Annotated in this window: 22 protein-coding genes and 1 pseudogene; 12 read left to right on the top strand and 11 right to left on the bottom strand. The window is 63.2% G+C overall.

Features of this window, described 5'->3' with window-relative positions; all coding sequences use genetic code 11:
- The first annotated feature begins 141 nt into the window (after positions 1-141).
- Both NKH02_RS30735 and sbmA read left to right on the top strand, forming a co-directional pair.
- Positions 142-1,302, top strand: a complete 1,161-nt coding sequence (locus NKH02_RS30735) for a YbfB/YjiJ family MFS transporter (protein ID WP_352883383.1) — start codon at positions 142-144, stop codon at positions 1,300-1,302.
- A gap of 114 nt (positions 1,303-1,416) precedes the next feature.
- On the top strand, positions 1,417-2,676 hold the full coding sequence (gene sbmA, locus NKH02_RS30740; RefSeq protein WP_352883384.1) for a peptide antibiotic transporter SbmA: 1,260 nt from the start codon (positions 1,417-1,419) through the stop codon (positions 2,674-2,676).
- A 33-nt stretch (positions 2,677-2,709) separates the two neighbouring features.
- On the opposite strand, the gene NKH02_RS30745 is transcribed toward sbmA, so the two are convergent.
- Positions 2,710-3,717: a polysaccharide deacetylase family protein gene (locus tag NKH02_RS30745; protein WP_352883403.1), complete on the bottom strand. Its 1,008-nt coding sequence runs from the start codon at positions 3,715-3,717 to the stop codon at positions 2,710-2,712.
- A 208-nt stretch (positions 3,718-3,925) separates the two neighbouring features.
- On the opposite strand from NKH02_RS30745, the gene NKH02_RS30750 reads away from it, so the two are divergent.
- Together NKH02_RS30750 and der are read left to right on the top strand one after the other, a co-directional pair.
- Entirely contained in the window at positions 3,926-4,591 is a 666-nt protein-coding gene (locus NKH02_RS30750) for a tetratricopeptide repeat protein (protein ID WP_352883385.1), read from the top strand.
- Positions 4,588-6,021: a ribosome biogenesis GTPase Der gene (gene der, locus NKH02_RS30755; protein ID WP_352883386.1), complete on the top strand. Its 1,434-nt coding sequence runs from the start codon at positions 4,588-4,590 to the stop codon at positions 6,019-6,021. Before NKH02_RS30750 ends, der begins: the two co-directional genes overlap by 4 nt.
- A 21-nt stretch (positions 6,022-6,042) precedes the next feature.
- Here the strand turns inward: der and NKH02_RS30760 are convergent, their stop codons facing one another.
- On the bottom strand, positions 6,043-6,966 hold the full coding sequence (locus NKH02_RS30760; RefSeq protein ID WP_352883387.1) for a LysR substrate-binding domain-containing protein: 924 nt from the start codon (positions 6,964-6,966) through the stop codon (positions 6,043-6,045).
- Between the two features lie 119 nt (positions 6,967-7,085).
- Between NKH02_RS30760 and NKH02_RS30765 the strand changes: the two genes are divergently transcribed.
- The 7 genes from NKH02_RS30765 (at position 7,086) to NKH02_RS30795 (ending at position 12,662) form a co-directional block, all read left to right on the top strand.
- The gene (locus NKH02_RS30765; RefSeq protein WP_352883389.1) at positions 7,086-8,384 is read left to right on the top strand and encodes an MFS transporter; all 1,299 of its coding nucleotides are present in this window, start codon (positions 7,086-7,088) and stop codon (positions 8,382-8,384) included.
- Between the two features lie 144 nt (positions 8,385-8,528).
- Positions 8,529-9,710, top strand: a complete 1,182-nt coding sequence (locus NKH02_RS30770) for a cell wall hydrolase (protein WP_352883390.1) — start codon at positions 8,529-8,531, stop codon at positions 9,708-9,710.
- A gap of 254 nt (positions 9,711-9,964) precedes the next feature.
- Entirely contained in the window at positions 9,965-10,372 is a 408-nt protein-coding gene (locus NKH02_RS30775) for an AtpZ/AtpI family protein (protein ID WP_352883392.1), read from the top strand.
- Positions 10,373-10,431: 59 nt separating this feature from the next.
- Positions 10,432-11,190 carry a F0F1 ATP synthase subunit A gene (locus tag NKH02_RS30780; protein WP_352487594.1) on the top strand — a complete coding sequence of 253 codons (759 nt, stop codon included), beginning with the start codon at positions 10,432-10,434 and terminating at the stop codon, positions 11,188-11,190.
- Positions 11,191-11,275: 85 nt separating this feature from the next.
- On the top strand, positions 11,276-11,500 hold the full coding sequence (locus NKH02_RS30785) for a F0F1 ATP synthase subunit C (protein WP_006206606.1): 225 nt from the start codon (positions 11,276-11,278) through the stop codon (positions 11,498-11,500).
- Between the two features lie 78 nt (positions 11,501-11,578).
- Entirely contained in the window at positions 11,579-12,160 is a 582-nt protein-coding gene (locus NKH02_RS30790; protein ID WP_352870378.1) for a F0F1 ATP synthase subunit B, read from the top strand.
- A 10-nt stretch (positions 12,161-12,170) separates the two neighbouring features.
- Positions 12,171-12,662, top strand: a complete 492-nt coding sequence (locus tag NKH02_RS30795) for a F0F1 ATP synthase subunit B (RefSeq protein ID WP_352883393.1) — start codon at positions 12,171-12,173, stop codon at positions 12,660-12,662.
- Positions 12,663-12,916: 254 nt separating this feature from the next.
- Here the strand turns inward: NKH02_RS30795 and rnhB are convergent, their stop codons facing one another.
- Entirely contained in the window at positions 12,917-13,612 is a 696-nt protein-coding gene (gene rnhB, locus NKH02_RS30800) for a ribonuclease HII (RefSeq protein WP_352883394.1), read from the bottom strand.
- 150 nt (positions 13,613-13,762) lie between these two features.
- Positions 13,763-14,917, bottom strand: a complete 1,155-nt coding sequence (locus NKH02_RS30805) for a PA0069 family radical SAM protein (RefSeq protein ID WP_352870409.1) — start codon at positions 14,915-14,917, stop codon at positions 13,763-13,765.
- Positions 14,918-15,066: 149 nt separating this feature from the next.
- Between NKH02_RS30805 and NKH02_RS30810 the strand changes: the two genes are divergently transcribed.
- Positions 15,067-15,585 carry a glycosyltransferase gene (locus NKH02_RS30810; protein ID WP_352883405.1) on the top strand — a complete coding sequence of 173 codons (519 nt, stop codon included), beginning with the start codon at positions 15,067-15,069 and terminating at the stop codon, positions 15,583-15,585.
- A 185-nt stretch (positions 15,586-15,770) separates the two neighbouring features.
- Here NKH02_RS30810 and NKH02_RS34600 read toward each other — a convergent pair.
- The 7 genes and pseudogenes from NKH02_RS34600 to NKH02_RS30845 all read right to left on the bottom strand — a co-directional run.
- Positions 15,771-15,992, bottom strand: a pseudogene (locus NKH02_RS34600) (GFA family protein); the annotation flags it as partial.
- Between the two features lie 138 nt (positions 15,993-16,130).
- Positions 16,131-16,685: a molybdenum cofactor biosynthesis protein B gene (moaB, locus tag NKH02_RS30820; protein ID WP_352870374.1), complete on the bottom strand. Its 555-nt coding sequence runs from the start codon at positions 16,683-16,685 to the stop codon at positions 16,131-16,133.
- Positions 16,672-17,571, bottom strand: coding sequence for a 4-(cytidine 5'-diphospho)-2-C-methyl-D-erythritol kinase (locus tag NKH02_RS30825; protein WP_352883408.1), 900 nt, complete (start codon positions 17,569-17,571; stop codon positions 16,672-16,674). Before NKH02_RS30825 ends, moaB begins: the two co-directional genes overlap by 14 nt.
- A 26-nt stretch (positions 17,572-17,597) precedes the next feature.
- Positions 17,598-17,783, bottom strand: a complete 186-nt coding sequence (locus NKH02_RS30830; RefSeq protein WP_292185499.1) for a hypothetical protein — start codon at positions 17,781-17,783, stop codon at positions 17,598-17,600.
- Positions 17,784-17,924: 141 nt separating this feature from the next.
- The gene (locus NKH02_RS30835) at positions 17,925-18,785 is read right to left on the bottom strand and encodes a S49 family peptidase (RefSeq protein WP_352870373.1); all 861 of its coding nucleotides are present in this window, start codon (positions 18,783-18,785) and stop codon (positions 17,925-17,927) included.
- 79 nt (positions 18,786-18,864) lie between these two features.
- On the bottom strand, positions 18,865-19,665 hold the full coding sequence (locus NKH02_RS30840) for a tRNA1(Val) (adenine(37)-N6)-methyltransferase (RefSeq protein WP_352870372.1): 801 nt from the start codon (positions 19,663-19,665) through the stop codon (positions 18,865-18,867).
- Positions 19,665-19,889, bottom strand: a complete 225-nt coding sequence (locus NKH02_RS30845; protein ID WP_023759075.1) for a putative signal transducing protein — start codon at positions 19,887-19,889, stop codon at positions 19,665-19,667. The genes NKH02_RS30840 and NKH02_RS30845 overlap by 1 nt, the downstream gene beginning before the upstream one ends.
- Positions 19,890-19,968: the final 79 nt, after the last annotated feature.

Below are 19,968 nucleotides of genomic sequence, written 5' to 3' on the forward strand. Positions count from 1 at the left end.
GCGTCCGTCAGTACAAATCGCGCCATTCAAAGCTTGAATCACAATCAGGCTCAAAGTGGAATCCTGAATCTCAACAGGCCCTAGGCTGGCCCAACACAAATCAGATTGTTTCGGCGCCAGCCAATTCTATTGTGCAGTGCAATGACATCAGACACGTCAACAGCGCTGCGTTTCACCTTCGCCGGCATGGTTGCCATGGCCGTCGCAATGGGCATCGGCCGCTTCGTCTACACGCCGATCCTGCCCGGCATGATGCAGGAACTGCATCTGTCGCCGGCCGATGCCGGATGGATCGCCTCCGCCAACTATCTCGGTTATCTCATTGGCGCGTTGGCGGCGGCGGGCGGCTGGGCGCATGGGCGTGAGCGCCTGCTGATGCTGGTGGGGCTCGGCGCCAGTGCGGTCCTTGCCGCGTTGATGGGGCTGACCGATATGATGGCCGCCTTTCTCGTTGTCCGCTTTCTGGCCGGCCTGGCCAGCGCCTTCGTCATGGTGTTCATGGCCAGCATCGTTTTCAGCCATATCGCGGCTGCCGGTCGCGGCGACCTGCAGGCGTTGCATTTCGGCGGCGTCGGCCTCGGCATCGCAATCTCCGCGGCGATGATGGCGGTGCTGGTCACCGAACATGCCGGTTGGGCGGCGGGCTGGCTGTGGTCGGCGGCAATCTCGGCTTGCGGTTTCGTATTTGTGGCGTTGATGGTCGACGAGGGTCCGCTCACCAATGGCGAAGTCGCCCGCGAGCCGGCACTGCGGATGGACCGGTCGTTGATCAAGGTCATCATTGCCTACGGCCTGTTCGGCTTCGGCTACGTGGTGACGGCGACGTTCCTGGTCGCCATCGTTCGGCAAGGCGGCGGCAGCCGGGTCTTCGAGACCATGGTGTGGATGGTCGCCGGCCTTGCCGGCTTTCCCTCGACCTGGCTCTGGCAGAAGATCGCCGCTCGGACCGGCCTCTATGCCGCCTATGCGCTGGCATGCATCATCGAAGTTGTCGGCGTCACCGCCAGCGTCGCCATCGGCGGACGTACCGGGCCGTTGCTCGGCGGCATGCTGCTCGGCGGCACCTTCATAGCCATCACCGCATTTGGCCTCCAGGCCGCCAGACAGCTTGCACCGCAGGCGCCGCGGCGGATCTTTGCCCTGATGACGGCTGCGTTCGGCGTAGGCCAGATCATCGGCCCGATCGCCGCCGGGCTGCTGGCGCAAATGTCCGGCGATTTCTTCCTCGCCTCGATCGCCGCCGCCATCATGCTGGTCGTCTCCGGCGGCCTCACATGGTCGGCTGCGCCAAAATCGCCATGATTGTGGGGTTGCTCGGTGCGGGCATCGGGCACGGGCATTTTCTTTCCAGCTAATGTGTGACTTTATGCCCGCCGTAGCCAGCTGATTTGCGCCTAGATTGAGGAATTCCCCACAGTGTTCGTATCCTTTTTCCCGCAGCCGAAGCTTTTTTTCTCTTCGGCCGCCGTCTGGAGCCTTGCGGCGATCCTGTTCTGGTTTTTCGGTGGTGAGCAACTGGGCGCCGTTTTCGGATTGCCGCCCGCCATGGCCGGCGCGCCGCCCATTATCGGCATCGCCATTCTCATGTCGCCGCCGTTTCTATGGTTTTATCTCTATTTCGCGTTCTGCGTGGCCGTCTTCTATGCGTTCTGGAGCTGGTATTCGCCGCATCCATGGCAACGCTGGTCGATCCTGATGACCTCAGTCATCCTGTTCTTCATCTATTTCAATGTGCAGGTCAGTGTCGCCGTCAACGCCTGGTACGGGCCATTCTTCGACTATGTGCAGGGACTGATGTCGGGGACCGGAAAGTCGACCAACGCCGAATTTTATATCGGATTGGCAGATTTTTCGTGGCTCGCGTTGATCGGCATGAACGTGCAGGTGGTCAATGCCTTCATCGTCAGCCACTGGATCTTCCGCTGGCGCACGGCGATGAACAACTACTTCGTAGAGAATTGGAGCAGGCTACGCCATATCGAGGGTGCCTCGCAGCGTATTCAGGAAGACACGATGCGGTTCTCGCAGATCATGGAGGATCTCGGCTCCAGCTTTGTCCAGTCGATCATGACGTTGATCGCATTTCTGCCGGTCATGATCCAGTTGCAGGCCCATATCACCGAGTTGCCGATTATCGGCGCGATCCCGCAGCCATTGGTTGTCGCGGCCCTTGCCTGGTGTCTGTTCGGAACGATCTCGGTCATGATTGCCGGCTTGAAGCTTCCGGGATTGCAGTTCCGCAACCAGCGCGTCGAGGCCGCCTATCGCAAGGAACTCGTCTACGGCGAGGATCACGCAGACAGGGCTCAGCCAGCTACCACTGCCGAGCTGTTCGCGAACGTTCGTCACAATTATTTCAGGCTCTATTTCCACTACATTTATTTCAACGTCGTCCGTTACACATACCTGCAGGCCGACAACATTTTCTCGCTGCTGATCCTGGGTCCGTCGCTGGTTGCACACAAGATAACGTTCGGCGCGCTGAACCAGATTTCGAATGCATTCGGTAAAGTGACGGGTTCTTTGCAGTTTCTGCTCACGTCCTGGTCGACCATTGTCGAGCTGCAATCGGTCCACAAACGCCTGCGCGCCTTCGAGGCGACCCTGCTCGGCGAGCCGCTGCCGGACATCGACCAGCGCTATCTGGCAAAACAGGGCGTGGAAGATCCGGCCTAAAGGCCAGGTTGGAAATCGAACCGGGTTGGCGGCTCAGCCGCCAACCGACGCTTGCTTCTGGGCAGCATCCTGGCGCGAGACATAGTCACGAAAACTGATGCACTCGACATCGGCCTTGACGCAGACCTCGCCGGCAAAGCGCTCCAGCGCGTTCCAGTAGGCGCCGTCATTCATCAGCGTGAAGTGGAAGCCGAGTTCCAGCGGAAGGCGCTTATCCGCATACTGCTTGTCGAAGGCGGCGCGGAAGGCATCATAGGTGCGGTTCGCGAACTCGTCCGCCATGCTTGGCCGCTCGAAGCCGCCGGAATGCCTGACATAGAGGTTGTAGTCCATGGCGATCACCGGCCGTAAGTTCGGTCCCTCCGGAATCTGCGGCAGCGAAAACTGCATGATGCCGTTGCCGGCCGTCGGTCGGGTAGGGCCCTGCGAGACGCCGCTGGCGTCGAACTGATAGCCGGCCGCCGGCAGCGCCTCGTAGAGGGCCTTGTTCGCCGACAGATACGGCGCGCGAAAACCGGCCACCGCATGCCGCGCGAAATCGCGCCAGCCCTCGGGTTCGGGCGCAATTCCGTTGATCGCATAGGCGTTCTCGAGAATGTGCTCGAACGAACTGAACTCTTTCAGCCAGTCGGCCTTGCTCCAATCCTTGCCGTCGAAATGGCCGCAGCCATGGCTGGCGATATCGTGGCCTTCATGCGCGGCAAGGCCGATCTGTTCGAGCCGCTCGGTGACTTCCTGCTTCGAGGCGGCAAAGCCGATATTGGATTTGCCGGCGCTTTTGCCGGGTGCGTCGTATTGCTTGCGTGTTTCCGGCGACAGCAGGAAGACGCAGGAGAGAAAATAGGTGAAGTGCGCGCCGGTGCGCTGCGCCAGTGCCCGGCTACGCTTCCACTGCGAAATGTCGCGGGCGCTGTCGAACGAGATGATGACGGCCTGCTTGGGCTTTGCCGGTATTGGTGGCGCGGGCGGATCGGCCAAAGCCCCGCCGGCAGTGGCGAGCGAGGCGAGGGAAAACGCAACAGCGCGAAACGGACGAAGCATAGGCAATCGGATCTGCACTCTTCTGATCTGCATTCTGGGGGACGTCTGGAAGCCGGCTATCCCCGAAATGTGGCGTGGGTGCGATCGGCCTTTTCGGCTGCTTGCCTCGGGAATAGGCGATTTTCCGGTTGAACCCCTTCCATGCCGACAAAATTTCGCTAAAACGCGGGCTGACAAAGGCCCGACCGGGCAGGAATGGTTTTGATCGATGTCCGACGACAGTTTTATCCGTGAAGTCAACGACGAGATGCGTCGCGACCAGGCGCATGCGCTGTGGGACCGTTTTGGTCCCGCGTTGCTTGTCCTCGCGATCCTCGTGGTGCTCGGCACCGCCGCTTTCGTCGGTTATCGCTATTGGGACGAGACGCGCGCCAACCGCTCCGGCGATGCGTTCTCGCAGGCGCTGAAGCTTGCCAATGACGGCAAGAACGACGAAGCGCTGACCGCGCTCGATCAATTGGAGGAGGATGGCTACGGCGCCTATCCGTTGCTCGCGCGCATGCGCGGCGCAACCGTCAAGGCCGACAAGGGCGACGTCGCCGCCGCCGTCAAGGATTTCGACGATGTCGCCGCCGACACCGCCATTCCCCAGGGCATTCGCGACATGGCGCGCCTCAGGGCAGCACTCCTGCTTGTCGACCATGGCTCCTTCGCTGACGTCTCCAGCCGTGTCGAGGCTCTTACATCGGACACCAACACGCTGCGCCATACGGCGCGCGAGGCACTCGGCCTTTCCGCCTGGAAGGAAGGCAAGACCCAGGACGCGCTAAAGCTGTTCGACCAGATCGCCGCCGATGACGGCGCGCCGCGCAACACCCGCGAGCGTGCAACGTTGATGTCCGAACTGATCCGCGGGTCGGGCAGTGCGTCGTGACCTTCAAAGTTGCCATCATCGGCAGACCTAACGTCGGCAAATCGACTCTTTTCAATCGGCTGGTGGGAAGGAAGCTGGCGCTTGTCGACGACACGCCGGGCGTCACCCGCGACCGTCGCGTCCATGCCGCCAAGCTCTACGACCTGCATTTCGACGTCATCGACACCGCCGGCTTCGAGGATGCGGGCGCCTCGACCTTGCCCGGCCGCATGCGCGCGCAGACCGAGATTGCCATCCGCGAGGCCGACCTGATCTTCTTCACCATCGACGCCAAGTCCGGCCTGTTGCCCGACGACAGGACCTTTGCCGAGATCGTGCGCAAGTCCGGCAAGCCGGTGGTGCTGGTCGCCAACAAGGCCGAGGCGAAGGGCGCCCAGGGCGGCATGCTGGAGGCCTGGGAGCTCGGCCTTGGCGAGCCGATCCCGGTTTCGGCGGAACATGGCCAGGGCATGCCCGATTTGCGCGACGCCGTGATCGGCGCGCTCGGCGAAGCGCGTGCCTTTGGCGAAAATGAAGATGGCGAAGACGAAGAAGTCGCTGCCGGCGAGGTTCTGATCGGCGAGGATATCGCCGATCCTGATGCCGAGCACACCTATGACGACACCAAGCCGATGCGCATCGCCGTCGTCGGTCGTCCCAATGCCGGCAAGTCGACATTGATCAACGCGCTGATCGGCGAAGAGCGGCTGCTCACCGGACCGGAAGCCGGCATCACCCGTGATTCCATCTCCGTCGACTGGGATTGGCATGGCCGCCGGCTGAAACTGTTCGACACGGCCGGCATGCGCCGCAAGGCCAGGATCCACGAAAAGCTGGAAGTGATGTCGGTGCAGGACGGCCTGCGCGCCATCCGTTTCGCCGAGATCGTCATCATCGTACTCGATGCCACCATTCCCTTCGAGAAGCAGGATCTGCAGATCGCCGACCTGATCATCCGCGAAGGTCGCGCGCCGGTGATCGCCTTCAACAAATGGGACCTGATCGACCATCCCCAGGAGCTTCTGGCCGAACTGCGCGAGAAGACGGAGCGGCTTCTTCCGCAGGCGCGCGGCCTCCAGGCCGTACCCGTCTCGGCCGAGACCGGGCGCGGCCTCGACAAGCTGATGGATGCCGTCATCAGGACGCACAAGGTGTGGAACAGCCGCGTCTCGACCGGCAAGCTCAACCGCTGGCTGGAAGGCATCCTGGCGCATCATCCGCCGCCCGCCGTGGCCGGGCGCCGGCTGAAGGTAAAATACGTCACCCAGGCCAAGACCCGGCCACCGGGTTTCGTCGTCCAGTGCTCGCGGCCCGATGCGATGCCGCAATCCTATGTCCGCTATCTCTCCAACAGCCTGCGCGAAGCCTTCGACTTGCCCGGCGTGCCGATCCGCATTGCGCTGCGCACCTCGGACAACCCATTCGCCGGCAGGTCCAAGAAACGCAGCTGAACGTCGGCGCCCGTCTGGCGATCACGCCATGTCGCGCAAACCGTTGTCGTTGGCCCGGACGTTCCCAGGCAACGCCTGCCGCGCCGCATCCAGCAATATATCGGCGAGGCGGGCCGCCACTGGCTCGGCTTCGGCGTCCTTGCGATGCAGGAACAACGCCATCTTGGGCAGCGCGGGCAATCCGGCGATCTCGGGCGTCATGGCGCTGACGCTGGCCGGCAGGCCGATGTCGGTGCGGATCGTCAGCCCCAGCCCCGCCGCCACGGCTGCCCAGATGCCGCCAAGGCTCGGGCTGGAAAATGCCATCCGCCACGACAGGCCGGCGCGGTCGAGCGTTTCGGTGGCAACCGTGCGCAAAAGGCATGGCGCTTCCAGCGCCACCAGCGGCAGTGGCTCACTGTGGCGCAGGCTGGCCTCGATGCGCTTTGCCGGGCCGATCCAGCGCATCTGCACATCGGCGACGTGTTCGCTGTAGGGCAGCGTCTCGCCGCTGTGCCAGGCGAGCGCGATGTCGAGACTGCCTGACACGATCCGTTCCGCAAGGTCGTGGCTGCGCGCGATCCTGGCTTCGATCTTGACCTTGGGATGGGCGCGGGCGAAACGGCCGAGCACGTCGGGCAGCACCGCCTCGCCGAAATCCTCTTGCAGGCCGAGCCGTACCCAGCCTTCCAACTCCACGTCGTGGATGGCGGATGCCGCCTCGTCATTCAGCTCGATCAGCCGACGCGCATAGCCGAGCATCGTCTCGCCCGCCTCGGTCAAGGCGAGGCCGCGCCCCGACTTGCGGAAGATCGCCGTCGCCGCCTGTTCTTCCAGTTTCTTCAATTGCGCACTGACCGCCGACGTAGACCGACCAAGCCGGTCAGCCGCCTTGGCAAAGCTGCCCAACTCCATGCCGGTGACGAAGCTGCGGAGAACGTCGAGATCGAAGGTCACGCGTCGCATATCATAATCCCAATTTTCAGGATAGTTTGTTTAAAACTTCCTGATTTTCAGGATCAAATTACGACGCTAGAGATAGACCGTCAAGGCTCAGGCCGCTGGCCAAGCACGGGAATGAAATCATGTCCGCCATCGTCGATTGCACCGACCGACAGCCGCCGGAACTCTTGAAAGACACGGCTTCCAGCTCCGCCGGGAGAGCATTCAAGCCCAACCATCGCTGGAAGGTTCTGGGCATCGGCGTTGCCGCCAATGCCAGCTTCTCGGCCACTTTCTCCGGCATACCGGCAACGGCGGTCATGCTTCGCCAAGGGTATCATTTGGCCAATGCCGAGCTCGGCCTTGCACTCGGCCTTCTCGGGCTGGGGGTCGCGCTCAGCGAACTGCCATGGGGCCTGCTCACGGATCGCTGGGGTGATCGCCGCGTGCTTCTGGTCGGGCTTGGCGCCACGGCTGCGTGGCTCCTGGTCATGGCGATGCTGGTTGTGCCGACAAGGACTGGTGTTCCCGGCGTCATGCTCTTGTCCGCGAGCCTGCTCATCACAGGACTGCTCGGCGGCAGCGTCAACGGTTCGAGCGGCCGCGCCATCATGGGCTGGTTCCGGGAAAACGAGCGCGGCTTTGCCATGAGCATCAGGCAGACGGCGGTGCCGCTCGGCGGCGGCCTTGGCGCGCTCGTCCTGCCCTCGCTAGCCCTGGCTTTCGGCTTTGCCGCGGTGTTCGGCGTCCTGGCGGGCGCATCCGCTCTCTCTGTCCTGTTCGCATGGCGCTGGCTGCACGAGCCGCCGACGGCGGGCGAGGGCCATCTCGTTTCGGCGGCTGCGGCCGGACCGGCGCCGCTGCGCAATCCGGACGTCTGGCGTATCGCCACCGCCATCGGCCTGCTCTGCTTTCCGCAAGTGGCCGTGCTCACCTTCGCCTCCGTGTTCCTGCACGACTTCGTTGGGCTGGGAACGGCAGCGATCAGCGCGAGCCTCGCCGCCGTGCAGGTCGGCGCCATGGTCATGCGCATCTGGAGCGGCCGCTTCACCGACCGCCACGGCAACCGCCGCCAGTTTCTTCGCTTATGCAGTGCGCTGAGTGCACTTGCCTTCGCCGTGCTTTGGCTGCTGGTCTTGGCCAGTTCCGCCATACCAGGCGGACATTTCCTGCTCATGGCGATCCTTCCCGCTGTGCTTATTGTCGCAGGAGTCTCGGTCTCCGCCTGGCACGGCGTCGCCTATACCGAGCTTGCCACGCTTGCCGGTGCCGGCCATGTCGGAACCGCGCTCAGCCTTGCCAACAGCTTGGTTTTCGTCGGCTTCTTCCTGGTGCCGCTGGCCATTCCGGGCCTATTGCACCTCTGGTCATGGTCCGGCGTATGGCTATCGGCCGCCATCTGCGCGCTGATCGCCTGGCCGATCTTCCTGCGGCCAGCCTGAATGGCCCGCCGCAAAACCGCCCGACTTCCAAACCACGACCTTGAGCCGATCGGGAAAACCCGATCGAACCCGTTAACGTCCCATCAAGGTTAATGCATCATTTTGCTCTCCAGTGGGGTCTGTAGCGTTCCTGGAGAGAGTTCCGTGCATCGACGTGTGTTGAAGCGGCTTGTTGCCGCCGCCGGTGAGAGACGTGGCTTTCTGGCCCCGTTCGTCGTCGGCCTCGGCATCTGGATCGGCTTTCCGACCGTCGCCGCCTATCAGGACATGACGAGCCTCGTTTCCGGCCTCGAAGCATCGAGCACCCGCTGGAATTCCTATGTAGAGAAATCCGTCGCCGGCTCTACCCATGCGGCCGAGATGCCCTTTGTCGATTCCGATGTCACCGGCTCCATCTCCGGATCGGGTGTCCACCTGGCCGGCATCGGCAACGTGTCTTTTCGCGGCAAGGGCGGCAAGGTCAGCGCGACGCCCGACGAGGATCGCGTCGTGCGCGCCGAGAAGAAGGGCCGCATCGTCCAGATGTCTCCCGTGGCACCCCCGAAGAACTTCAATGCCGGCTCGATCTTCGAGCGCACCTCCTCTTTGCTGCGGCCCAGCGTGGACAGCGGCCTGAAGATGGCTTTCGCCAAGCCGCGGATCAAAGGCAAGGAAATCCAGATAGCCGCCGCATTCCATGCGCGCGAGGACAAGAAGCCGGATCCCGGCGTGCCTGCCATGCTGGCGGCGCTGGTCAACAATGACCGTCCGGATGTGCTGGCGACAGCCTATGCGCAGTCCGAGCCCGACTATGCCCAGGCATCGCCCTTCGAAGCCCTGCTTCAGGACGAGCAGCCCAATGATGGCCGCTTCATTCCGCCGATGGTCAAGGGCGATCATTCGTGGATCCAGAACCCGCTGCCCGCCAGTGTCTTCTCCGAACCGGAACAGGCATGCCTCGCAAAGGGCGTCTATTTCGAAGCGAGGAGCGAATCCGTACGTGGTCAGGCCGCCGTCGCTCAGGTCATCCTCAATCGCGTCCGCAACCCGACCTATCCGAATTCGATCTGCGGCGTCGTCTACCAGAACGACAGCTGGTTCAACCGTTGCCAGTTCTCCTTCGCCTGCGACGGCAGAAAGAAACGCATCGACAGTCCCGTCGCCTACAAGACCGCCCAGGATATCGCCATGGCCGTCACCGCCGGCAAGATATTCATCCCGGAAGTCGGATCGTCGACCCACTACTACGCCCAATATGTCCATCCGGGTTGGGCGCGCACGATGCAGAAGATGACCAAGATCGGTCTGCATATCTTCTATCGTACCTATGGCGGTGGCTGGAGCTGAGCGCGCAACAGTCGCTGATCCTTGACGCGGCGCGCAGTCGATCGGAGAGCCATTGCCCTGGGGATTCGCGCCATGCATCCCCGTCATCGTGGCGGGCACGATGTCGCACCTTTCTAATCCATTGATTTTGCTGCCTAAAATACATGGCAATGAACTTCTGTCCGTGGCTTGACGGGCGCAAACCCTCTAACTATGTTGCCGGCGACTTTAGAAGCGGACGGACGGTGACGGTCTGACCGGGCAGGGGGGTTGCGATGGCCGACAAGAATGGGCCAGACGGAACCGGAGAAACCGGCCGCGGCAAGCAGCATGAACCCGACATCCGCGACGACGATCTTGAGCGCCGCCGGCGCAACCTTGAAGCATCGCTCGCGACAAGGCGGCCGGACCGGCTCGAGGGGAAAGACGACGCGAAAGCGGGCAGTATGGCCGGTTATGGCCAGGCGCTCAAACTCTCCAGCGAGTTTATCGCCGGGGTGGTGGTGGGTGCCGGCATCGGCTGGATCATCGACCGTCTGGCGGGGACATCGCCTTGGGGTCTGATCGTGTTTCTGCTGCTTGGTTTTGGCGCCGGAGTGCTCAATGTGATGCGTTCCGCGGGCGTTGTGGCAGAATTCGGACAGGGCGATAAATCGCGCCGTGACCAAGACGACAAGAAATGACCGCGCTTCATGTGCGGTAATGGTAACGAGGCCGTACGCGGCATTGACGGGGTTTGAACGTGGCAGCTGACAAGGTCGATCCGATCCACCAGTTCCATATCAACAAGCTGATTCCGATCGACATCGGCGGCTACGATCTGTCTTTCACCAATTCGGCATTGTTCATGGTCGCGACCGTTGTTGTCGCGGCCGCGTTTCTGTTTCTCACGACGTCGAGCCGCAGCCTCGTTCCTGGCCGGCTTCAGTCGGTCTCAGAGATGGCCTACGAATTCGTCGGCAACATGTTGCGCGATGCCGCCGGCACGCAAGGCATGAAGTTCTTCCCTCTTGTGTTTTCGCTGTTCATGTTCGTGCTGGTCGCCAACCTACTTGGCCTGTTCCCGTATTTCTTCACTGTCACCAGCCACATCATCGTCACTTTCGGTCTGGCCATCCTGGTGATCGCGACCGTGGTCGTCTACGGCTTCATGAAGCATGGTTTCGGGTTCCTGAAGCTGTTCGTGCCGCATGGCGTGCCCGTCTTCCTGCTGCCGCTGGTGGTGCTGATCGAGGTGATCTCGTTCGTGTCGCGTCCCGTCAGCCTCTCGGTTCGTCTGTTCGCCAACATGCTCGCCGGCCATATCACGCTGAAGGTGTTCTCCGGGTTCGTCGTCAGCCTGAGCGCGCTCGGCGCGGTTGGCGTCGCCGGCTCGATCCTGCCGCTGGCAATGGCGGTGGCGCTGACGGCGCTGGAACTGCTGGTCGCCTTCCTGCAGGCCTACGTCTTTGCCGTGTTGACCTGCATGTATCTCAACGACGCCCTGCACCCGGGGCACTGAGCAAAAGTTTCCGGCCCAAGAGTTTTCCAACATTGGCGCCGGATGATAGAGCAACGGAATTTTTAGATCCAAAGGAGTTGAACAAATGGACGCAGAAGCAGCAAAGTACATCGGCGCCGGCATCGCTTGCCTGGGCATGGGTGGCGCAGGCATTGGCCTCGGCAACATCTTCGGCAGCTACCTCGCGGGCGCGTTGCGCAACCCGTCGGCTGCCGATGGCCAGTTCGGCCGTCTGATTTTCGGCTTCGCCGTGACCGAAGCGCTGGGCATCTTCTCGCTTCTGATCGCGCTTCTGGCCCTGTTCGGCTGAGTCCCTCTTTGGCTAAGCCATGAGAAGATTGGACAGGCCGGCCGCGCAAGCGGCGGGCCTGAATTTCGGGGATAGTCCATGTTCGTGACATCTGCCTTCGCGCAAGAGTCCGCGCCTGCCGCAACGGAAGGCGAGACGCATTCCGGCACCAGCGTGCCTGCCGAAGCGCACGGCACCTTTCCGCCATTCGATCCTGCGACGTTTCCGTCGCAGCTTCTGTGGCTGGCGATCACTTTCGGGCTGTTTTACCTCTTCCTGAAGCGGGTGGTGATGCCGCGCGTCGGGGGCATCATCGATGTCCGCAACGACCGCATCAGCCAGGATCTCGACCAGGCAGCCAAGTTGAAGGGCGAGGCCGACGCCGCCGTTGCTGCCTACGAGCAGGAACTGGCGGAAGCCAAGACCAAGGCCAACGCGATCGGCCAGCAGGCCAACGATGCGGCCAAGGCCGAGGCCGAGACCGCGCGCAAGAAGGTCGAGGCCGCGCTCGACGCGAAGCTTGGCGAGGCCGAGGCCCGCATTTCTTCCATCAAGGCCAATGCCATGAAGGAAGTCGGCAGCATCGCCGAGGATACCGCTTCGGCGATCGTCGAGGCCCTGGTCGGCGGCAAGGCCAGCAAGGCCGAGATCGCGGCCGCAGTCAAATCCGTGGCCAGGTGAGGAGCGCATCATGGACTACACCTCTCTAGCAACGCTCTGGGCCACGGTAGCTCTGGTTATCTTCCTTGGCGTTGCAGTCTACATCAGGGTACCTGGCCTGATCGCCAAGGCGCTCGACGCCCGCGCGGACAGGATCAGCAACGAGCTGGACGAAGCGCGCCGGCTGCGCGAGGAGGCCCAGCAGCTGCTGGGCCAGTACCAGCGCAAGCGCAAGGAAGCCGAGCAGGAGGCCGCCGCCATCGTCGCCGCCGCCAAGCGCGAAGCCGACATGCTTGCAGCCGAGGCGCACAAGAAGACCGAGGACTATGTCGTCAGGCGCACCGCGCTTGCCGAACAGAAGATCGGCCAGGCCGAGCGTGACGCCATAAGCGAAGTCCGCGCCAGCGCCGTCGATATCGCCGTCGAGGCGGCACGCACGCTGCTTGCCGGCAAGATCGACGCCAAGGCCGGTGCCGAGCTGTTCAAGGCTTCGCTCACGGACGTGAAGTCGAAGCTGAACTAGACGGTCCGTCCAGCCAATCATCGAAAGCCGCCCGGGAAACCTGGCGGCTTTTTGTTGTGGATAACCAGATTGGCGAGGCGGCCGAGCGCGTAATCTCCCTCCTTGAGGGGGAGATGGCCGGCAGGTCGCCGCGCGTGAAGCGCTGACCTCATCTATGCTGAAAAATGGCGTCGTGCCCAGTCGAGCCGACCCCCTCTGTCGCCTTCGGCGACATCTCCCCCTCGAGGGGGAGATCAGCTGCCATCGCCGTCGGCTCAATCCAGGCCGGCGAGGCTCTCTTCCTCAATTACTTCCACCCCGCCCAATCTGAACGGCGCAAACGACACGCGGTGCAGCCGCGCTACCGGGCCATGCGCCTCGATCGCCGTGCGATGGCGGACCGTGGCATAGCCCATATGAGCCTCGAACCCATAGCGGTCGTGATGGTTGCCGCAACCGCACATCATGCGGTCACGCATCACCTTGGCGACGATCGAAGCGGCGGCGATCGATTGCGAACGCTGGTCACCCTTGATCAGCGCGCGCCCAGCGCAAGGCAGGCCCGGCGGTACGTCGCGCCCGTCGGCGAGCGCGAGCTTCGGCTGAACCGACAGGCCAACCAGGGCGCGGCGCATCGCCTCCAGGCTTGCCTTGAGGATATTGCTGCCGTCGATGCCCTCGGCGCTGATCGAGGCCATTGAGACCGCCTGCGCGGAGCCGAGAATTCGCAGGAACAGGGCCTCGCGCTGCAGATGGCTGAGACGCTTGGAATCGTCGAGGCCGTCGGGAATGTTGGCGGGATCGAGCACCACCGCCGCCGCGACCACCGGCCCGGCCAGGGGACCGCGCCCGGCCTCGTCCATGCCCGCAACCGGCCACAAACCTTCGGCCATCGCCTTCGTCTCGAAGGAGAAGTCGGGCCTCTCGATGATCTCAAAGAGAGGCGGAGAATCAGAACGCGTGCGAGCCATGTTGCGGCGAGGTTCGCATCGGCTCCGATTCTCCGCAAGTCCCTCCGGGTCGGGTGGGGCGCCGGACCGGGAGGGCACCGTCTGCAAGCCGGGGCAGGCCGGACGGGATTCCTGTGCTGCGGCGGATCGACCACCGCAGCGGATTGCACTTCAAAGCAGCGTCAGCTGTACCTGGTCCTTTCCCGCGGGAACGAACTGGTCGGTCCGCAGCGTGCGCCGTTCGACATTGAGGCCGAGCCGTTTGGCTGTGATCTCGAAGCGCCGGCCGATCTGCCAGGCATAGGGACCGGCGCCCTTCATGCGCTTGCCCCATTCCGAATCGTAGTCCTTGCCGTCGCGCATCGAGCGGATCAACGACATCACGTGACGGTAGCGGTCAGGATAGTGGCGCAGCAGCCAGTCCTTGAAGATTGGGCTGACCTCCAGCGGCAGGCGCAGTAGGACATAACCCGCCTCGCGCGCGCCGGCGGCACGTGCCGAATCGAGAATCCGTTCCATCTCCGGGTCGGTCAGGCCGGGGATGATCGGCGCCACCATGACCGAAGCCGGAATGCCGGCATCCGAAAGCTGCCGGATCGCCTCCAGCCGCTTGGTTGGCGTCGACGCCCGCGGCTCCATCGTTCTGGCCAGCATCCGGTCCAATGTCGTCACCGACAGCGCCACCTTGGCCAGCCCCCGTTCGGCCATGCGCGACAGGATATCGATGTCGCGCGTCACCAAAGCGGATTTGGTGACGATGCCGACCGGATGACCACGCGCTTCCAGCACTTCGAGGATCTCGCGCATGATCCGGTATTGCTTCTCGATCGGCTGGTAGGGGTCGGTGTTGGTGCCGATGGCGATGGTGCGCGGTTGGTAGCCGTCCTTCGACAGTTCCTTGTCGAGCAAGCGCGCCGCATCCGGCTTGGCAAACAGCTTCGATTCGAAATCGAGGCCCGGCGACAGGCCCATGAACGAGTGCGTCGGCCGGGCAAAGCAATAGACACAGCCGTGCTCGCAACCGCGATACGGGTTGATCGAACGGTCGAAGGAAATGTCGGGCGATTCGTTGCGGGTGATGATGGTGCGTGGCTTTTCGACCTGCACTTCGGTCTTGAAAGGCGGCAGTTCCTCCAGCGAATTCCAGCCATCGTCGAACACATGCCGGCTGACCGGCTCGAACCGGCCCGACGGATTGATGCCCGCCGACCTGCCGCGGTTGCGGTCCGGACGGACACGCATGCCACTCTGCTCGATCATCGCATTGGCCATCTCGGCCCGTCCAGCTCCGAAAGCCGCAATGTCGGCGCGCACGATCTGTTCCATCTTCGCCCGCTCCCAGGGACTGTCGGTGTTGTGTCGAATCGCTCTGTTCATGAAATTATTCCTATTTTGTCGATGAGAACAAAGCAAGAACTTTTTATGCTTCGCTGGATAACTGGCGCCGTGCCGCGCTTTCCGCTATTCGGCTAATGATGCTCAGTGTTCTCATCGAGACGTGCAATGACGAGGAAGGCCTTACCCGCACGCTCGCCTCGCTGATTGGCGGCGCGGTCGAGGGCATGGTGCGTGACGTCATCGTCTGCGACACGGGCTCAACCGACCAGACGCACCGTGTGGCCGAGCATGCCGGTTGTCAGTACGTGACGGGCGGCATCGCGGTGGGGATTCGGCAAGCCAAGGGGGATTGGTTGCTGCTCCTGGAGCCGGGCGCACGATTGATGGAGGGCTGGATCGACGCGGTCGTCGACCATACGGCCAGGCAAACCACGGCGGCACGGTTTTCGCGGGCGCGGGGCAGCCGTACGCCGTTCCTGGCTCGCGTCTTTTCCCCAAACCGCGCCTTGGCCGATGGATTGCTGATCAGCAAGCGTCAGGCCGCGGCCAAGAGTGCCGTCAGCGCCGAGGCCATCGCCCGCGGCTTGGCGACAAAGCGGCTCGACGCCGAGATCTGGGTGGCGCCGGCGAAACAGGAACGTCGCCCCCCGAGGTGATTTTTTGCAGCTTGGCGCTGCGCTCGGCTTTCGGCATCGAAGTCGACAAGGACCGGCGCCTGTTTGAACGGCTCTCGGTCGTCCAGCGCGTTGATGATGACGATAGCCCTTGTGTAGTCTCTGGCGATTGCATCGTCCTCTCCGGCGATTGCGGCGACATAGACGCCGCACTCCCGGCAGATCAAATAGTCGCCCGTCCTCAGCCCGAATTGGTATTTTTGCAATCGCGCCTCGTCCTTGACCGAGATGATCAGTCTGCCGTCCGGATCGGCAACGGCGCGCGAACCATGTCTGACACAGAACGAGCATTGGCAGGCGCGAACTTCGATTTGCGACGCATCGAGCTCGGTTGAAAATGCAAGGCGTATGTTGCCGCAATGGCATCCGCCGGTATGCGTGGTCATCATATGCGCCTTGTCGTGATGGCGATGATCGCCTTCAGGCAAGGTACTTTTGCGAGGTCCGGTTTGGAATGGTGTTTCGAAGGGCACCGGTGCTGTTCTGCCTGGCAAACGCGGCGTGGAGCCGACGCTTCGCCTCGGCTTCTACGGAGCCGATTTGCCGCGTCGCAAATGCTCGTCCAGGCGCGGCATGATCTCGACGAAGTTGCACGGCATGTGCCGGTAGTCGAGCTGCGCCTTCAGGATGCCGTCCCAGGCATCCTTGCAGGCACCGGGTGAGCCCGGCAGCACGAAGACGAAAGTGGCGTTGACGACGCCCCCGGTCGCCCGGCTCTGGATCGTCGAGGTGCCGATCTTGTCGTAGGAGATGCGGTGGAACACTTCCGAAAAGCCGTCCATGCGCTTTTCGAAGATCGGCTCCAGCGCTTCCGGCGTCACGTCGCGGCCGGTGAAGCCGGTGCCGCCTGTGGTGATCACGACATCGATATCCTTGTCCCGCGACCACGCCAGAACCTTGTCGCGGATTTTTTCGCGGTCGTCGGTAACGATGTCGCGGGCAGCCAGGGTATGACCGGCCTCGGTGATGCGGTCGGCCAGCGTCTGGCCGGATTTGTCGTCGGCAAGGCTGCGCGTGTCGGAAACGGTCAGCACCGCGATGCGCACGGGAATGAAGGAGCGGCTCTCGTCAATTCTGGCCATCGGCTCCCTCCGATGCGATGCTGCGCGTCGCCGCGACGAACCAGTCGGGCTGGCGGCCGCGGATCTCGGCGGCGGCGCGCTTGGCGACATTGCCTGTTTCAAACAGGCCGAAGCATGTGGCGCCCGACCCGGACATGCGTGAAAAACCCGATCCAGCTTTGTTAAGCCAGGAAAGCGCCCTGCCGATGGCGGGCTGCATCGCCAGCGCTGCCGGCTCGAGATCGTTGCGGGTGATCTCCAGCCAGTTGCGCAGGCTATGAAAATCGATGCTGCGTGGCAGCGGCGGCAAGGCTTCGTTGTCGCGACGAGAAAGTGCCGCGAACACATCGGCCGTCGACATCGGCGTGCCTGGATTGACCAGCACCAGTCCCAGCGCCGAAAAATCCGGCACCATCGACAGCTCGTCACCGATGCCGCCCGCGACCAGCGGCTTTGCCGCCAGGCACATCGGCACATCGGCGCCAAGCGAGAGGCCGATCCGCGCCAACTCGGTGCCATCGATATCCAGTGCCCATATCTCTGCGAGCCCGCGCAGCACGGCTGCCGCGTCACTCGAGCCACCGCCGACGCCCGAGGCAACCGGCAGGTTCTTTTCAAGCCGGATGACGACCGGTGGGGTTTTCTCCAGTCCGGCTTCTGTTCGCAGGGCATCGCGCGCCCTAAGCACAAGATTGCTGGCGTCGACAGGAACGGCCGGCGCGTAGCGGCCGGACACCGTAAAATCATCGCTGTCGGCGAGCGCGAGTTCGACCCTGTCGCCAAAACGCGTGAACACCGCCAGGGTCTCGATCAGATGATAGCCATCGGGGCGCCTGCCGGTGACATGCAGCGCCAGATTGATCTTGGCATGCGCATGCCAGGTGCGTGAACCGGTGTCGGTGTCCACCGCGTCAGTCACATGTGAAATGGTGCTTAGTCCTTGGCCAGCCGGTATTCGCCGGTCTTCGGATCCTTGACCAGCGTGCCCATCGTGCCGTTGGCCGCCTGCTTTTCGGTACGCCGTACCTTGGCGGTCACGCGCTCGGCTTCGCGGATGAAGGTGCGATAGCCGAAATAGGCGGCGACGCCAACCACGGTGAAGAAAATGATCTGCGGCATACCAAAACTCCTCCCACGCTGGGCCGGCGAAGGCGGCCGGTCGGGTCGGTTGATGCATGTCGCCCAAAAGTGGATCCGGTTTTGGGAAAACGACATGCATGAAACTTCAAGTCCCTCATGCTAGACGGTTTCGCCGATTTTTCAAAGCCCGAAGCGCGCCCATAATGCGCGCTCTTCCGCCGCATCGATCACGCCGCTGGCGGCGGCGGCGGCGATGTCGGGCGCCGAAAAGCCCATTCTCGAGCCGAATAGGCCGAAGCGGCCGAGAAGACCGCGCGGCGCCGTGATCAGCCTGAGCTGGGTCTTCTCCCCGAAGCGGGTCTTCAGCACCGTCCGCATGTCGCCGAGCGCATCGACCAGGCCGAGTTCAAGGCCCTTGATGCCCGTCCAGAACAGGCCGGTGAACAGGTCCGGATCGTCTTTCAGCTTGGTGCCGCGCCGCTCCTTGACGAGGTCGATGAACGTGCCGTGCACCTCGAGTTGCAACGCCTTCAGGCGTTCGACGTCTTCCTTCTTCTCCGGCTTGAACGGATCGAGCACTGCCTTGTTCTGGCCGGCTGTGTGGACACGGCGCTCGATACCGATCTTCTTCATCAGTTCCGGGAAACCGAACGAGGCCGACACCACGCCGATCGAACCGACGATGGAGGACGGATCGGCGAAGATCTCGTCGCCGGCGACCGCGATCATGTAGCCGCCCGATGCCGCGACATCCTCGACGAAGACCAGCACCTTTTTGTTCTTTTCCGTTGCCAGGTCACGGATGCGCTTGAAGATCAGCCGCGACTGCACCGGCGAGCCGCCGGGCGAATTGATCGAGATGGCGACCGCCGGCGCGTCGTAGGAAAACGCTTTCTCGATGAGACCGGCGGTGGAGGCCAGCGACAGGGTTGGCCGGAACTGGCCGCCGGCCATGATGGTGCCGTGCAGCCGGATGACCGGAATGGTGACGACGGTGGAGCGCCAGGATTTCGGCAGCAGGCGGTTGATAAGTCGTTTCACGAGGGCACGGTCTCCGGTCGATGGGTTGCTGGCATGTAGGGATTCCCCGGCCAACAGCAATGTGGGCCCCAGGAATAGCTCAATCTCCGAACAGCGAGGCAAGCCCGTTGGTGATCATTTCACTGCGCTCATCAGGACCGTTGCCCGACTGCGAGTGCAACATCAGCGGCGGGCGGATGGCAAGTCTTCCTCGTGCGCCGAGTGCCGCCCGCACAATGATGCGGATCGCCGCCGCGTCTGGGCGAGAGTGGACGGCAAGCATCTCGGTATCGCCGAAGCGCCCTGCGATCGCATCTAGAATGGAACCGAGCTGGTCGGGCCGCGCGATCACGGCAAGCCCGCCGCGCGGCCTGACCACCGCGGCGGCACTTCTGATCCAGCTCTCGAACAGCCCGTCTTCCATGACATGGGCCTCCTTTCGCAAGCGATCGGGCGTGGCGCGGTCCCGTGCGGCGTTGAAAGGCGGGTTCATGATGACGAAGTCGAAGTCGTTGTCGGCGAGGCCGGCGGCCGCGCGCGCCCGGCCCGACACCGTGACATCGGCGACCAGCACGGACGCCCGATCGCTGAGATGCGCATTGCCGGGATGGGCAAGGGTGGCCGCCGCGAAGGCCGCCATTTCCGGCGCGCGTTCGACAAGCACGGCCTCGGCCGCCAGGCAACGCGAAAGCACCGCCAGGCCCGCGGCCCCGGCTCCGGCGCCGAAATCGGCCAGACGCCCGCCAAAGGAAGATGGTACGGACGCCGCCAGCATCATCGCATCCATGCCGGCGCGATGGCCGCCCTGCTTGGGCTGCACGAGCCAGAACCGGCCGCGATGGAAAGCATCGACCGTATGGGCCGGTGTGTCCGGGATAAGGGTGGCCGGCGCGGCGGGCATTATTTTCCACGGATCTCGTTGGCGATGCCGGCATCCGTCAGGATGCGCCGTGCCGCGTCGGCCTTGTCGGCGTCGACCATGACGCGCCGCGGCAGGATGCCGAGGGAGCCGTCGAGCACGCTCATGTTCTGGTCGGCGACGAAACAGCCGATCCCGGCATCGCGCATCAGCGATTCGACAAAGGAGATGATGACGGCGTCGTTGGTGCGAATGAGCTCTATCATCGGGCGAAACTCTCAGTTTGCGGCGCTGATGTAAACGGGTAGGCAGATTGCGGCGAAGCAGAACTCCCTTTGGCGCCAG

It is taken from the genome of Mesorhizobium sp. M1396 (assembly GCF_040317725.1).
In the GTDB taxonomy this organism is placed as follows: Bacteria; Pseudomonadota; Alphaproteobacteria; order Rhizobiales; family Rhizobiaceae; genus Mesorhizobium.

Coding starts and splice junctions, on each gene's coding strand:
- NKH02_RS30735 (WP_352883383.1), top strand. CDS start 142: ATGACATCAGACACGTCAACAGCGCTGCGTTTCACCTTCGCCGGCATG.
- NKH02_RS30745 (WP_352883403.1), bottom strand. CDS start 3,717: ATGCTTCGTCCGTTTCGCGCTGTTGCGTTTTCCCTCGCCTCGCTCGCC.
- NKH02_RS30750 (WP_352883385.1), top strand. CDS start 3,926: ATGTCCGACGACAGTTTTATCCGTGAAGTCAACGACGAGATGCGTCGC.
- NKH02_RS30760 (WP_352883387.1), bottom strand. CDS start 6,966: ATGCGACGCGTGACCTTCGATCTCGACGTTCTCCGCAGCTTCGTCACC.
- NKH02_RS30765 (WP_352883389.1), top strand. CDS start 7,086: ATGTCCGCCATCGTCGATTGCACCGACCGACAGCCGCCGGAACTCTTG.
- NKH02_RS30775 (WP_352883392.1), top strand. CDS start 9,965: ATGGCCGACAAGAATGGGCCAGACGGAACCGGAGAAACCGGCCGCGGC.
- NKH02_RS30785 (WP_006206606.1), top strand. CDS start 11,276: ATGGACGCAGAAGCAGCAAAGTACATCGGCGCCGGCATCGCTTGCCTG.
- NKH02_RS30790 (WP_352870378.1), top strand. CDS start 11,579: ATGTTCGTGACATCTGCCTTCGCGCAAGAGTCCGCGCCTGCCGCAACG.
- NKH02_RS30795 (WP_352883393.1), top strand. CDS start 12,171: ATGGACTACACCTCTCTAGCAACGCTCTGGGCCACGGTAGCTCTGGTT.
- rnhB (WP_352883394.1), bottom strand. CDS start 13,612: ATGGCTCGCACGCGTTCTGATTCTCCGCCTCTCTTTGAGATCATCGAG.
- NKH02_RS30805 (WP_352870409.1), bottom strand. CDS start 14,917: ATGGAACAGATCGTGCGCGCCGACATTGCGGCTTTCGGAGCTGGACGG.
- NKH02_RS30810 (WP_352883405.1), top strand. CDS start 15,067: ATGCTCAGTGTTCTCATCGAGACGTGCAATGACGAGGAAGGCCTTACC.
- moaB (WP_352870374.1), bottom strand. CDS start 16,685: ATGGCCAGAATTGACGAGAGCCGCTCCTTCATTCCCGTGCGCATCGCG.
- NKH02_RS30830 (WP_292185499.1), bottom strand. CDS start 17,783: ATGCCGCAGATCATTTTCTTCACCGTGGTTGGCGTCGCCGCCTATTTC.
- NKH02_RS30840 (WP_352870372.1), bottom strand. CDS start 19,665: ATGCCCGCCGCGCCGGCCACCCTTATCCCGGACACACCGGCCCATACG.
- NKH02_RS30845 (WP_023759075.1), bottom strand. CDS start 19,889: ATGATAGAGCTCATTCGCACCAACGACGCCGTCATCATCTCCTTTGTC.